This window comes from Bradyrhizobium sp. F1.13.3 (assembly GCF_040548265.1).
Lineage (GTDB): Bacteria > Pseudomonadota > Alphaproteobacteria > Rhizobiales > Xanthobacteraceae > Bradyrhizobium.
This window is the reverse complement of the sequence record NZ_JBEPRI010000009.1, coordinates 82,630-95,148: the sequence shown is the minus strand read 5'-3', so window position 1 is coordinate 95,148 and position 12,519 is coordinate 82,630. Positions and strand designations below refer to the sequence as shown.

The following is a 12,519-nucleotide window of genomic DNA, read 5'->3' as shown; positions in this document are numbered from 1 at the left end:
ATTGCGCACGGGGGGCCGGGACGACAGCTCTTGCTGAGCGCCGGATGTGCATCACGGAGAAACGATGACCCCCATCTACCGCGTCGACGGCGACAGCGTCGTCACCAGCCCGGATGCTGCGGGCCCGTGGGACCGGCGTATGCAGCACGGTTCGGCGCCGGCCTCGCTGGTGACGTGGGCGGCTGAGCGCATTCCGACGCCTGTCACGATGGACATCGCGCGCGTCACCATCGATCTGATGCGCCCGGTGCCGGTGGCGCCGCTCACGATCGCGACCGAGATCTTGCGCGAGGGCCGGAAGATCCAGCTCTGCGGGGTCAAGCTGCTCGCCGATGGCGTACAGGTGGTCGGCGCCACCGTGCTCAAGATCAAGCGCCAGGCGCTGACGCTGCCCGAGGACGTCAAGGCGCTGCCGGTTACGCTGCCGTCACCGGAGGACTCGCTGCTCGAGGACGGTCATGCCGCTACCAGCCCGTTCGTACGTTCAGTCTCGATGCGCGCCGCGCGCGGCCGCTTCGGGCAAGCCGGTGCCGGCGCAATCTGGTTTCGCGTCGATCATCCCTTGATCGCGGGCGAAACGCTGTCGCAGGCGATGCGCGCCGTGGTCGCGGCCGATTTTTCCAACGGCACCGCTTCGACGCTCGACTTCCGCGCCTGGACCTACATCAACGCTGATCTCACCGTGAGCTTTGCGCGCCAGCCGGTCGGCGAATGGATCCTGCTCGACGGTGATTCCTGGATCGGCCCCGATGGTGTCGGGCTTGCGATGTCACGGCTGGCGGACCGGACGGGGTATTTTGGCCGCGCGGTGCAGAGCCTGGTGATCGAGAAGCGGTGAGGGGCGGCCTGAGACTGCGTGGCGTCCCGGGCAGGAGCTACCCCACCATCCGGTCCCGCCCGCTCCAGAATTCCCCGCGCAGCACTTTCTTGTCGACCTTGCCGACGCCGGTCATCGGCAAGTGCCTGACGAACTTGATCTGCTTGGGCGCGTGAGCCGAGCCCTTTCGCGTCCTCACCATGCTGATCAGCTCATCGGCATCGGGCGTAGCGCCCTCACGCGGCACGACGACGGCCGTAACGGCCTCACCCCATTTCTCGTCGGGGATGCCGACGACCGCAACCATGGCCACATCGGCGTGCTGTGACAGCACGTCCTCGATTTCCCGCGGAAAGATGTTGAAGCCGCCGGAGACGATCATGTCCTTCTTGCGGTCAAGGATGAACATGTAACCGCGTTCGTCCTTGCGCGCGATGTCGCCGGTATGGACCCATCCGTTCTTGAGCGTCTCGGCGGTGGTGTCGGGCCGCTTCCAGTACTCCGCCATCGCATGCGGGGCGCGCACGCAGATCTCGCCGGCTTCGCCCGTCTTCACCTCCTGATCGTTGTCGTCGAGGATCCGGACCTCGCAGGCCGCGATCGGGAAGCCGCAGGACAGGAACAGTTCGGGCGCCTTGGGATCGTGATCCGCCTTGCGCAGCACCGAGATTGGATAGCATTCGGTCTGGCCGTAAAGCTGTGAGAACACCGGCCCGATTCGTTCGATGCCCTCGATCAGCCGGCTCGGCGACATCGCGGAGGCGCCGTAGAGCACCAGCTCGAGCGAGGAGAGGTCGGTCCTGCTCAATGCGGGATGATCGAGCAGCACATAGATCATGGTCGGCACGAACAGCGTGAAGTTGATGCGCTCGCGCGCGATCGTCGCCAGTACCGCCTCGGGATCAAAACCCTTCAGCATGTGCACGGTGCCGCCCCGCATCAGGGTCGGCAGCACCTTCGTGCCGGCGACATGGCTGATCGGTGCCACCGCGAGGTAGCGCGCGCCATCGGGGATCTCGAAGTCGGCGAGGATCGCGGCCGCGGCCCCGGCATTTTCGCGGTGGTAGCGCAACGCGCCCTTGGATTTGCCGGTCGTGCCACCGGTGTAATTCAGCGTGGAGAGATCGTCGGGGCCGGCGAGGCATTGCGCGCTGGCATGGCCTTCGATCTCGATCGCCTGCAAGAGATCGACGCCATAGTCGGCCGGTCCCACGGTGAAGACCGCCTTGAGCCAGCCCGCCTGCGCGGCGAGCTCGCCGCCGCGATCGCGGAAGGCGGCCGCATCGACCACCAGCACCTCGGCCTCGGAATCCTCGAGCTGGAACAATTGGTCTCCCTGCGACCCCAAAGGATGCAGCCAGGTGACGCAGAGCCGCGACAATTGCGCGGCGACGCCGGCGCACCAGGTGTCGGCGCGGTTCGCGGTGAGGAAGGCGACCCGCGCGCCGGGCTGCAATCCAAGCCGCATGAACACGCCTTGGATGCGCCCGATCAGGTCGATGGTGCCCTGATAGCTCAGCGATCCGCCGGGCCACGCGAACGCGGTTCGGCCCGGATAGCGCGACAGCGCCCGCAGCGCCTGCGCGCAAGTCGGGGACGATGCGTGGAGCGGATCGGACATATGTTTCCTCGCTGCTTTGTTATCGGCTTCTGGCGTGCCAATGTTTACCGCGACGCTAGCACAGGGAATGCGGGATGGAACGACAAAGCCCGCGCGAGGGAGGCATGCGTGACGTCAGATCGGCTGCAACGTTTCCACGGTCGTCTCGCCCTGCCGCTGATTGCCGCGCCGATGTTTCTGGTATCGGGCGTCGAGCTCATGGTCGCGGCCTGCCGCAACGGCGTGATCGGCAGCTTCCCCAGCGTGAATTGCCGTAGCACCGAACAACTCGATGAATGGCTCACTGACATCGAAGCGCGGCTGCGGCGGCATGAAGATCGAACCGGCCGCAAGGCCGCGCCGCTTTGTCCAAACCTGATCGTGCACCGCTCCAATGCACGGCTGGAGCAGGATCTCGCCGTGTTGCTGCACCACAGGCCGGAGATCGTCATCACCTCGGTCGGCTCCCCCACGCCGGTGCTCAAGCCGTTGCACGATGCCGGCGCATTGGTGCTTGCGGATGTTGCCTCGATCCGCCACGCCGAACGCGCGGCGGAAGCAGGTGCCGATGGACTCGTGCTGCTCACTGCGGGCGCGGGCGGGCAGACCGGCTGGCTCAACCCGTTCGCGTTCGTCCGCGCAGTGCGCGCGTTCTACGATGGCATCATCGTGCTCGCGGGTGGCATCAGCGACGGCCACGCATTGCGCGCGGCCGAAGTGCTCGGCTGCGATCTCGGCTACATGGGCACGAAGTTCATCGCGACCCACGAGAGCATGGCGGACGAGCGTCACAAGCGAATGCTGGTCGACGGCACCGCGGACGACATTCTGCTGACCACCGCGTTCACGGGCCTGCAGACCAGCATGCTGAAGCCGTCGATCGTCGCCGCGGGTCTCGATCCCGACGACCTGCCGGCGCGCGGGTCCATCGACATCGCCAAGGACATCGACGTTACCGCACGGGAGAACCGGCCAAAGCGCTGGCGCGATATCTGGAGCGGTGGGCACTCGACATCCGGCGTGACCGACGTGCTCGCGGTTGACGATCTCGTCGCAGGGACGGTCGCCGAGTATCGAGGGGCGGGTGGCCGCGTCTCCCCGTGAAAATGCGGAGGCCGACAGGGCCCGTCGTCCCATCACAGTTAATCGAGCGCTCCTCCGAAGCCCCCACTTAACGGCAGATTAACCAACCCCCGGCAAGAATCCCCTCAGGCGCCAATCAGGACCGAGAGGGACAGGCGATGGACTTCGACTTTCTCAACGCCAAGACGGCGGCTTCGCTGGACGAAATTCGCGTTCGCGTGGCCCACGCGCTGGCCCGCCACCCGCTATGCCGCAACGTGCGCTTCGACATCGTGAGCGTCCCCCGCACCCGCCGGGGCGGCAATTGGACGGTAGCGCTGCAGTCGGTCGAGCCGCGCGGAGTCTGGGAGGCCTCGGAGATCGTGGCCGACATCCAGGACGCTTATGATCTGGCACTCGCCGCCTGATTTTGTTTATCTTTCCGGGCAATGTCGCTGCAGTCCGCGCGATTGCCGCCGCAATGGCACGGTTAAGCCTTAATTATCGCCCAGTTTCCGGGCAGTGATCACGTGGACTTGAAGCCGGTTGCGGAGAGACGTTTGTCGAAAGCCATCACCATCGTCGTGTTGACCTGCTTCCTCGTCCTCGGCGCCGCCACCACCGCCATTCTCGGCCGCGACAGCGTGCCTAGCGTCAGCGCCGAAATGATCACGCAGGCGCCGGCAGCCAAGCCGCTTGCAACCAATCGGGCCGCCAAGGCCGATCGTCTGGTTCCGACGCTGGCGCTGGCCTCGGCCGCGTTCGACCCGGTCCAGGTTCCTGCCGACAAGCTCTCGCAAATGCCCGTGCTGACCGAGCCGCTGCGCCAGGCGTTTGCCGCCGCCACGCCATCCGATTTCCCGATGCCCAAGGCGAGCGTGAACGAGGCTCCGGCCGCTGCAGAGATTCCTGCCGTCGAAGTCCCGGCCAAGCCGAAGGTCGTCGCCAAGCCGCAGCCGCAGAAATCCTATTCGCTGCTGTCCGACGTGCAGATCGCGGGCATCAGGGACCGTCTGAAGTTGTCGTCGTCGCAGGAATATTACTGGCCGTCGGTCGAGACCGCACTGCGCAACGTTGTCCGCAAGATCTCGGCAAACAAGCTGTCCAATCCGAACGTGCAGGGCGTGCCGATCGATCCCAATTGCGACGAGGTCCAGCAGCTGAAGTCCGCCGCGATGCCGTTGCTGTTCCAGCTGCGTGACGACCAGAAAGAGGAAGTGCGCAAGCTCGCCCGCATCATCGGGCTCGAGAAGGTGGCACAGCAGATCTGACGCGCAAGTTCTTTCCGGAACTGCGCCTGTATCGGGAACATCCGGCAATCGACAAGCGTTGCCCGCTCCAAAGAGGGAGTGGACCAATGCGCGCCTCGACAGCCTATTTCGTCGGTGCAGGAACCATCGTCGCAGCCATCGCCATTGGTCTCGGCGGCGGCATTGTCGCCGGCAATATCATGAATCCGGTCTCGCCCAAGCAGGGGCCTGATACCAGCAAGATTGCGCAGCGCGCCGACGCCAAGCCCGCTACGACGAACGCGCCATCCGAGAGCCTGCAATATCTCACCGGCTCGCAGGCCTTCGGGGCCATGGTGGCCGCGCCAGCGCAGGCCGAAACCAAGCCTGAAGCAAAATCCGAAGCTGTGAAGCCCGACACGCAGGCCACTCAGGCCAACGCTGAACAGACAGTGCAACAGCCTTCGCAAGCGGCCGCGGTGGAGCCGCCGAAACCGGCACCGGCATCGCCTCCGCAAGTCGCAAAGCCTGCCGAGCGACAAGCATCGACAGAGCCGTCATCCACACCCGACAACGCCTATGCCAAGGCCAGGGATTCTGACGTCAAACGCGCCACGTCTGAACGGCGCCGGACGGAGCGCCGTGAGCGGTGGGCCGAGCGCCGCCACTACGATTCCCGCGAGCCGCACGGCATGCGCGACCGCACCGATTGGGACGATGTCGCGCGCAACATCCGCGAGGATTCCGATGCGCGCGATGTCGCCAGCCGGCCGCGCAGCGGTTTCCCGCAGATCAGGCTATTCGGCGACGACGATTAGCATCCATCCTCGCCATCGCGCACGCGCCCAACTTATGACCGGTGCATCGACGTCTATGGCCTGACGGCATTGGCGCCGGCGAGATTTGTGCCGCGGACGGCGACCACTCACCCGCCGTGCGACTCAACGACCTTGCGGCAGCCATCCGAAAGCTTCGACTTGTTCTCGCGTAGGCAGGCATTCATCTGCGGCGGCTTGCCGATGTGTTCGGCGCAGAATTTGCTCGCGTCGCTACGGCAGGTCATCTGCTCCTGTGGCGTCGGACCGGATTGTGCAGCGGCGGTCTGAGCGGTAGCGGCGAGCAGCAGCACGGCAAGAACCGAAATCTTCATAAAGCACCTCCTTGGGAATGTCGTTGGTCCCGCCTGGGATCAAGCGGGCCGGACCATCTCGCGAGGGCCGGGCGCAGGTCCATGCCATGTTCATGGCATCGGCCAGTCCGCCCCGCCGCCGTACCCCCATTTTCATGGCATGTATCAGCGCGCCGTCTTTTGTCATTCAGGCTGCACGTCGGCTGCGAGACCCGGTGATTGCATCGGGACGCCGAACGGGAAGCAGGAGAGCAAGATGTCGAAAAGAGCGGGAGCGCTGAGCGCCGGGCTGACGATTTTGGCGCTGGCAGGTGCGGCGATGGTTTCGCTGGGCACGAGCCCGGCGCAGGCGGTGGTCTATTGCAAGACAGTTGGCATACCCAAGGGCTGCGTGGTGCGGCCGACAGCGGCAGTGGTGGTTGTGCCGGCCGCCGCGGTCGCGGTCGCGACACCCGGGGTCGGTGCGCCCGGTGTCGGCGTGCGCGCAGGCACGCCGATGAATCGCGGTGGTCCGGTCAATCGCGTCGGCGTGCGCTGAGAAAGACGAAAGAGTTCGGGCGAAGGAGCATTGCGGACGAACCCCCCGTCCTCCGCAAGCAAATCATCCGGCCCGTCCCTCTCTCCGCGCGTCCCACACGTTCGGAGAGGGGGCTTTTCAGCCGACGGCGGCATCGCTGTCGGGGAAAATCTGCGGCAATTGTAACCGCACACGCGTGCCTGACGAATCTGAACTCAGATCTAGCGTCGCCCCGCAGCGCGCGGCACGGCTCCTCATGTTGCGAAGGCCTCGCGCGGTCTGGCTCGCGTCGGCGGCCCCGCCGCTGCCGACCGGCGCAGAACGATTCGCAAAGCCCCTGCCGTCATCCGCGATCCTGATCACACCGTACGGTCCCTGACCTTCGTCGACCGTCTCGATGGTGACCGCGATGCGGCGGGCGTCTGCGTGCTTGACTGCATTGGTCACGGCCTCGTCGAGGATGCGCACGATCTGGATGACATGCCATGGCCTGAGCTCGGGATGCAGCGGCAGCCCCTGCGGCGTCGCCACGTGCCAGTCGAGCGCGATGTCGTGCGGTCGCAATTGCGCGGTCGTGCGCTCGCGCCAGGAGCCGAGCGCGAGCATCAGGTCGCCGCCGATGTCGTCCATGGAATCGATGACGAGGCGGAGGTCCTTCAGCGCCGCGCGGGCGGCGTCGGTGATCGTCGCGCCCTCGTGGCCGCGCTCGGACAGTGCCACGATACTGATGAGCTGGCCGCCGAGGCCGTCATGCAGATCGCGCATCAGCCGCGTGCGCTCATTGGCGAGCGCGGCGGCCCGTGCACGCTCCTCCTCGCGGGCAAAGCTCGCCTTCAGCCGCTCCTCGGCCTCGCGAACGCGCGTCACGAGCTGGCCGGCAAAGCTGTCGACCTGGTTCAGCGCGCGCGCGAACCGCCAGGTCAGGCCGGCGCCGATCGCGACCAGCATCGCCGAATAGGACAGGCGCGAGAGGAAGATGCGCTCGTCGGTTACGATCTCGAACACCGACAGCATGTCGTGGACCCAGCAGATCAGCACGATAGTCACCGCGCAGCCGAGCGTGAAGCTTGCCGCGTCCTGCCGCCGCACCACCGCGGCAGCTGTGACACAGGCCATCAGGATCAGGCAGAGCCCGACGGTGGGAATCCCGAGCACGAGAAACAGAATGCGCGGCAGCGGCGGGCCGGCGATCAGCCCGACACCGAACACGATGAGCCCCGGCGTGAACAGCAACATGCCGTAGCGCGGCCAGCGCCAGCCGAAGAACAGCACGCCGAAGACGACGACCAGGGCGCTCTCGATCGGTGCGGACGCGAGCAACACTGCGGCGAGCCGGGAGGTGCTGACGGGGGGCACCGGTGGCGGCGCGAAGGCCTGCACCACGCCGAGTACCATCGCCACGGCCAGCACGCCGTAAACCGGCTCGCGGCGGCGCATCAGCCACATGATCGCCAGGATGACGGCGAGAATCGACTGCCAGGCGGAGAACACCACGGGCAACGTGACGAACATCAGCGTGCGTGTCTCGTAGGCGGGCCGCAAGGCCGTATCCGGCCCGACATAAACGGTGTCGAGAAATCCCTTGAGCGGTCCCCAGACCAACAGCCGCACCGTGATCTCGTTCGCGCCCTCGCGCAGCAGCGAGGACGGGATCGACCCGATCTGCGGGGTGTTGCGGTCGGGCCGGTTGGCATTGGCATCGCGTCGGGAATCCAGGACGACGACGCCGTTGATTGCGACTTCCACCGCGTTGCTGAAGCGCGGCAAGAATACCGACCATCCGGTCGTCCCATCGCTGCGGCGGAACGTGAAGGCGCCGGTGTAGAGCGGCGGGTCGGCCAGGGAATAGCGTGACGACGTGAAATGCGGCAGCGTCACGGGACGCGCCACGCCGTCCTCGCGCAGCGAGAATTCGCTCAATGCAGAGTCGTCGGGGTCGCTGGGCTGGAGCAGCCGCAGCCCGAGGATGGTCGCGACCAATATCAGCGCCTGGAGCAGCAGATAGGGCACGAGCCGCGAGACCAGCAGCCGGCGGCGCGCGGGTTTGACCGGTGCCTTCGCCGCGATCTCGCTCACAGCTTGATCAGGCCCTGCTGGACCGCTTCGAACACCGCTTCGCTGCGGGTGTGCACCTCGAGCTTGCGATAGATGTTCTTGATGTGACCGGGCACGGTCTGCCGGGACAGGCCGAGATGGCTCGCGATCTCGGCGTAGCTGAAACCCTTCGCGATCCCCCAGAGGATGTCGATCTCGCGTGGGGTGAGCCTGGCGGTGTTGAGCGCGGGACCCGGCGGAGGCTCGGCCGCATTCTGCGCGGTACCTTGTGTTCTGCGCACGATGAAGCGAGCGATCGAGGCCGAGATCGGCGAATGACCGGCGACCAGATCGCGCACGGTGGTGGCGATATCCGTGGGGAACGCATCCTTCAGGAGATAGCCGGTGGCGCCGACCGTGATCGCGGAGATCACACTCTCTTCGTCGCCAAGCGCCGAGATCACCATGATCTCGGTGTCGGGAAAGCGTTGCCTTGTCTCGCGGATCAGCTCGACACCGTGGCCGTCGGGCAACCGCAGATCGGTGAGCAGCACGCGCGGCGCACCCTCGCCGAGCCCGGAGCGTGCCTCTGCGAGCGTGCCGGCGCTGCGGACCTCGTAGCCGGCCTTGACCAGCGCGTCGTGGAGCCGCCAGCAGGTCGGCGCGTCGTCCTCGACGAGGAGAATGGTGATGGCTTCACCCGTCTCGCCCTGTTCGGTCATGATCATCGTCCTGCACCGCGTGTCCCCCGCGGCGCAGGGCCAAGTTTAGCCGCGGTGCGGGCGCCGCGACACCCATAATCATGGGGGCGCGACGACTGTCGTCTTGTACCAGCCGCAAGCGTATGGCGACATTGCGCGCTGCTACTTGCTCGCCAGCGGCGATGCCGTCTTCGCCGAGGGCAGCGGAGGTGCGGGCAGGCGCTGCACCGTGATCTTCGCCGTGCCGGTGTTGTTGTGGTAGTACAGATCCGGCGGCCCCTGGATGATCTGGAGCCAGGACGGGACCATCCATTCCGGCATGAGCTGCGGCAAGATTTGCACCGCATCGTTTACGTAGAAGAACAGCTCGCCGGAGTCGGGCGCGACGAACTCGGCGACGACGCGGTCGGTCAGCCCTTCCTTTTCCCAGACCTGCCCTGCATCATCGAGCATGGCCTGCGGGATTGGCTCGAAATTTCCAAGCGTTTACAGCCCGGCCTTGAACTGGTCGATGTCGTCGAGGCTGACTGGGTATTGATCCTGTCCTTCGACGTCGTCCTCGGCAGGAACCGTCGGCTTCGTCCGGCGCGGCAATGCGTCAGCCGGGATCACGTTGACCGCCTGCAACGGTAGGTCATTCATTCCTTTCGTTCCGATGCGAACCACTGGTTGGAACCAGTTTGCTGCGTACAGACGCAGCTCGGGCAAAGCGACATAGTGGCGTAGCCCGTGGGTCTGGAAGCCGTTCGCTCCACTCATGGTGGTGCGGTCGAACCAAGGGTCTTTGACCTCGACAAAGATGCGGTATTTGCGACCCTTCTCGACGGCGAGCCCGCTCCACCAGCAGAAGGCCTTGGTGTCGAACAGCGCAATTGCGTCGGTCGGCTCGTCGCGGACCGGCGTGCCGATGCGAGGTACAGCAGGATCCTGGCTCGTCGTGCAGACCTTTCCAAGCGCAACGCGCCCGGTGAAGAGGCTGTTCGACAGCAGAAGCGCCGCCGAGCCGAAGACCGCAACCAGAAAGACTGCGGGCACCACGCCCTTGGCTATGAACAGCCGCGCCGGACCGGCATTCATCCGCATCCAGTGCCCGAACTTCAGGAGAGGGCCTGGCTCGTCGAAGTGACTGCGGCTTGCCTTGCGGCGCGGCGTATTCCAGGCAAGACGCGCTCGCTCCTGGATCGTGTCGCGCAGCTCAGAGTTCTTGTTCCAGGCCCACCAAGTCAGTGCCACCACGAGCGAGGTCAGGAAAGGATAGTAAATCGCGACGTTGAGCCAGGGCGCTGCATAGGACGGCAGTACCTCCCTGGCGAGATTGGCGAGCGGGGCCACCACGGCGCCAAACACCCAGTCGATGTTGGCGATGATGGAGATCCCCTGGTGACCCACCGGATGTTTGGACCATTGCACCAGCGGATGCGCGATCAAGGGCCAGACGGCGATCACGCCAGCCATGAACAGCAGCGAGAAATAGGCGACGCGCCGCCACCATATGGTGTCGCGCGCGAGCGAGGCCATCTCGGCGTCCGGCATGCTCATCGCGGTGAAGGCATCGGCCTCCTTCTGCCGTCGTGGTCCCCTGGCCTTGGCCAGATAGGCCGTCTTCATCGCCTCGCGAGTCCTCTCGTCGGCGAGGTCGAGCTTGTCGCCGTTCGGCATCAGCACCCGGGCATCGGCCGGAAGCATGATCGGCGCATAGTCGTCGCAGCCGTGCAGCATGCGCTCGACCACGGCGAAGTGCACCACAGGCGCGCCGCCATTCGCCGCGCCTGGCAGGACCGGGCGCGGCCCGTAGCGATACAGCACCGCGGCGCCGCTGCGTGAATCATGCATCGGCCCGATCGCCGATTGATAATCCTTGAAGTGCTGGATGGTACCGTTCTGGAAGCGGAGCCGGCCGTCGAGCTGATCAGCCATCCAGACCAGGGGCACAAAGGACAGCGTGGATTCCGGATAGCCGCCGCCGATGTCGGAATGGACGCCGGTGAACCACACCTCCTCGACCGTCTGGCCGGGCGCCAAACGGCTCTGGTCGATGCGCAACGGATGGAAGGTGGTACGCTCGTCGTCCAGCGCCAGCGCATGCGAGATGTGCTTCACCTTGCGCGAGGGCCGATGATTGCGGAACGAGATCGGCCAGATCGCCCAGTCGATCGCGACGCGCAGCTCCTCGATCGGGACGCCGAAGGCCTCGACCGTGTCGAATAGCCCGAGAAATTCGATGTCGATCTCCTTGCGGCCGTTCATCGCCGCGCGGACATCGGCGTACGTGCGATGCCGGAAGATCGCATGATAGAAATTGAGCAGAGCATCGCGGATGAAGCGCGCGATCCAGATCGTCGGCAGGCTCTTCTTCAACGGAACGGTGTCGCGGCGGTATTCCCGCCACGCGGCCATGGCGTTGCGCTCCATCTCCGCGTGAGACACCGGCGTATCGTCGATCTCCGCCGGCAACAGGCCCTGGCTCGCGATCAGCGACGCCAGCGTGCGCGCGGTGAAGGCGCCGCGGCTGAAGCCGAAGATGTAGATTTCGTCGGCCTCGCGCCAGTTCCAGCACAGGAAACGGTAGAGCTTGCGGACGTTGCCGGGCACGCCGATGCCCGTGGCACCGTCGAGCGCGGCGAGCGGCGCCCAGCCGGCGGTGCCGACGCCCTTGATGTAATAGGCAATCTGGTCCGGCTGGGTGTGGTCGAGCGCCTCGTAGAGTCGCCAGACGCTGGATTCCTGGACGGTAAACGCATTGCCGGTGCCGTCGGCGAACAGCACCAGCTTGCGTTTTGCCGGGATGGCGGTGGTCGTCCCGTCGGAATGCATCTCGATATGCGCGCGTTCTGGTCCGGCAGAACCAGCGTTCAGCGCGCCATCATGGTGCGGCATGAGCCCCTCCCGGCAATTCGACGGGGACGCGCTTCAGGCCCGAGCCGGGCGGCACTCCCAGCGTCAATCAATGGTTGCAATGGTTGCGTCGTGAAAATGCAGGTGCATTCTGCACACAATCCCGCTGAGGTAGCAAGCAGGAAGCGCAGCCGAGCGACGATATGGGTGAAGCAGGCCAGTGATACGGCGTTGCTCGCCCTGGGTTGATGGGCTGGCGAGATCCGCGCGTTCGTCCAGGATGGCCCCTCTACGAAGCCTCTCCGCGCGGCGGGATATCGTCGGGCCAGTGCCGACAACGGCAAGTGTCGCTCGCCCTCCGGCAGCTCCAGATAGGCGAGCACGAGCGGCCGTTTCCAGTCACCGACGCCGAAATCCATCGCCATCCATTTCTGCGGTTCGGGGCCCTCGAGACCGCGCACCCAGACGAAATAGCGGGGGAGATCGTCGGCTTCCGTTTCCGTCGCGCGTCTCCTGGCCATCGAAGCTGCTCGCTGCATCAATACATGTTGCCGCACGATATAGGGACTGGCACGGCGAAGTCGAACCGGCGAGA

Annotated in this window: 13 protein-coding genes; 6 read left to right on the top strand and 7 right to left on the bottom strand. The window is 65.6% G+C overall.

The window, feature by feature from the left end; genetic code table 11:
- Window positions 1–64: 64 nt before the first annotated feature.
- Window positions 65–838, top strand: coding sequence for a thioesterase family protein (locus ABIB66_RS23955; RefSeq protein ID WP_275170881.1), 774 nt, complete (start codon window positions 65–67; stop codon window positions 836–838).
- A gap of 37 nt (window positions 839–875) precedes the next feature.
- Here ABIB66_RS23955 and ABIB66_RS23950 read toward each other — a convergent pair whose 3' ends face one another.
- Window positions 876–2,438, bottom strand: a complete 1,563-nt coding sequence (locus ABIB66_RS23950) for an AMP-binding protein (protein ID WP_354255895.1) — start codon at window positions 2,436–2,438, stop codon at window positions 876–878.
- Window positions 2,439–2,546: 108 nt separating this feature from the next.
- On the opposite strand from ABIB66_RS23950, the gene ABIB66_RS23945 reads away from it, so the two are divergent.
- The 4 genes from ABIB66_RS23945 to ABIB66_RS23930 all read left to right on the top strand — a co-directional run bounded on the left by ABIB66_RS23945 (window position 2,547) and on the right by ABIB66_RS23930 (window position 5,526).
- Entirely contained in the window at window positions 2,547–3,521 is a 975-nt protein-coding gene (locus ABIB66_RS23945) for an NAD(P)H-dependent flavin oxidoreductase (RefSeq protein ID WP_275170883.1), read from the top strand.
- A 137-nt stretch (window positions 3,522–3,658) separates the two neighbouring features.
- A complete protein-coding gene (locus ABIB66_RS23940) occupies window positions 3,659–3,907 on the top strand; it encodes a hypothetical protein (RefSeq protein ID WP_018453152.1) in 249 nt (82 codons plus the stop codon).
- A gap of 132 nt (window positions 3,908–4,039) precedes the next feature.
- Window positions 4,040–4,750, top strand: a complete 711-nt coding sequence (locus ABIB66_RS23935) for a hypothetical protein (protein ID WP_275170884.1) — start codon at window positions 4,040–4,042, stop codon at window positions 4,748–4,750.
- An 86-nt stretch (window positions 4,751–4,836) separates the two neighbouring features.
- Window positions 4,837–5,526, top strand: coding sequence for a hypothetical protein (locus ABIB66_RS23930; protein ID WP_275170885.1), 690 nt, complete (start codon window positions 4,837–4,839; stop codon window positions 5,524–5,526).
- A gap of 107 nt (window positions 5,527–5,633) precedes the next feature.
- Here the strand turns inward: ABIB66_RS23930 and ABIB66_RS23925 are convergent, their stop codons facing one another.
- Window positions 5,634–5,858, bottom strand: coding sequence for a cysteine rich repeat-containing protein (locus ABIB66_RS23925; RefSeq protein WP_007597470.1), 225 nt, complete (start codon window positions 5,856–5,858; stop codon window positions 5,634–5,636).
- Window positions 5,859–6,093: 235 nt separating this feature from the next.
- On the opposite strand from ABIB66_RS23925, the gene ABIB66_RS23920 reads away from it, so the two are divergent.
- Window positions 6,094–6,375 (top strand): hypothetical protein, encoded by a 282-nt coding sequence (locus ABIB66_RS23920; RefSeq protein WP_354207812.1) that lies wholly within the window; start codon window positions 6,094–6,096, stop codon window positions 6,373–6,375.
- A 117-nt stretch (window positions 6,376–6,492) separates the two neighbouring features.
- On the opposite strand, the gene ABIB66_RS23915 is transcribed toward ABIB66_RS23920, so the two are convergent.
- The 5 genes from ABIB66_RS23915 to ABIB66_RS43640 form a co-directional block, all read right to left on the bottom strand.
- Window positions 6,493–8,430, bottom strand: coding sequence for an ATP-binding protein (locus ABIB66_RS23915; protein WP_354207814.1), 1,938 nt, complete (start codon window positions 8,428–8,430; stop codon window positions 6,493–6,495).
- The gene (locus ABIB66_RS23910) at window positions 8,427–9,110 is read right to left on the bottom strand and encodes a response regulator (RefSeq protein WP_354255892.1); all 684 of its coding nucleotides are present in this window, start codon (window positions 9,108–9,110) and stop codon (window positions 8,427–8,429) included. Before ABIB66_RS23910 ends, ABIB66_RS23915 begins: the two co-directional genes overlap by 4 nt.
- Before the next feature lie 141 nt (window positions 9,111–9,251).
- The gene (locus tag ABIB66_RS23905) at window positions 9,252–9,542 is read right to left on the bottom strand and encodes a hypothetical protein (RefSeq protein WP_354207818.1); all 291 of its coding nucleotides are present in this window, start codon (window positions 9,540–9,542) and stop codon (window positions 9,252–9,254) included.
- Between the two features lie 33 nt (window positions 9,543–9,575).
- Window positions 9,576–11,966: a T6SS phospholipase effector Tle1-like catalytic domain-containing protein gene (locus ABIB66_RS23900; RefSeq protein WP_354207820.1), complete on the bottom strand. Its 2,391-nt coding sequence runs from the start codon at window positions 11,964–11,966 to the stop codon at window positions 9,576–9,578.
- Window positions 11,942–12,445: a hypothetical protein gene (locus ABIB66_RS43640; protein ID WP_473318643.1), complete on the bottom strand. Its 504-nt coding sequence runs from the start codon at window positions 12,443–12,445 to the stop codon at window positions 11,942–11,944. Before ABIB66_RS43640 ends, ABIB66_RS23900 begins: the two co-directional genes overlap by 25 nt.
- Between the last annotated feature and the right edge of the window lie 74 nt (window positions 12,446–12,519).

Bases quoted from the DNA above. Each gene is read 5' to 3' on its own strand.
- ABIB66_RS23955 (WP_275170881.1), top strand. From the start codon at position 65: ATGACCCCCATCTACCGCGTCGACGGCGACAGCGTCGTCACCAGCCCG.
- ABIB66_RS23950 (WP_354255895.1), bottom strand. From the start codon at position 2,438: ATGTCCGATCCGCTCCACGCATCGTCCCCGACTTGCGCGCAGGCGCTG.
- ABIB66_RS23940 (WP_018453152.1), top strand. From the start codon at position 3,659: ATGGACTTCGACTTTCTCAACGCCAAGACGGCGGCTTCGCTGGACGAA.
- ABIB66_RS23930 (WP_275170885.1), top strand. From the start codon at position 4,837: ATGCGCGCCTCGACAGCCTATTTCGTCGGTGCAGGAACCATCGTCGCA.
- ABIB66_RS23925 (WP_007597470.1), bottom strand. From the start codon at position 5,858: ATGAAGATTTCGGTTCTTGCCGTGCTGCTGCTCGCCGCTACCGCTCAG.
- ABIB66_RS23920 (WP_354207812.1), top strand. From the start codon at position 6,094: ATGTCGAAAAGAGCGGGAGCGCTGAGCGCCGGGCTGACGATTTTGGCG.
- ABIB66_RS23910 (WP_354255892.1), bottom strand. From the start codon at position 9,110: ATGACCGAACAGGGCGAGACGGGTGAAGCCATCACCATTCTCCTCGTC.
- ABIB66_RS23905 (WP_354207818.1), bottom strand. From the start codon at position 9,542: ATGCTCGATGATGCAGGGCAGGTCTGGGAAAAGGAAGGGCTGACCGAC.
- ABIB66_RS23900 (WP_354207820.1), bottom strand. From the start codon at position 11,966: ATGCCGCACCATGATGGCGCGCTGAACGCTGGTTCTGCCGGACCAGAA.
- ABIB66_RS43640 (WP_473318643.1), bottom strand. From the start codon at position 12,445: ATGGCCAGGAGACGCGCGACGGAAACGGAAGCCGACGATCTCCCCCGC.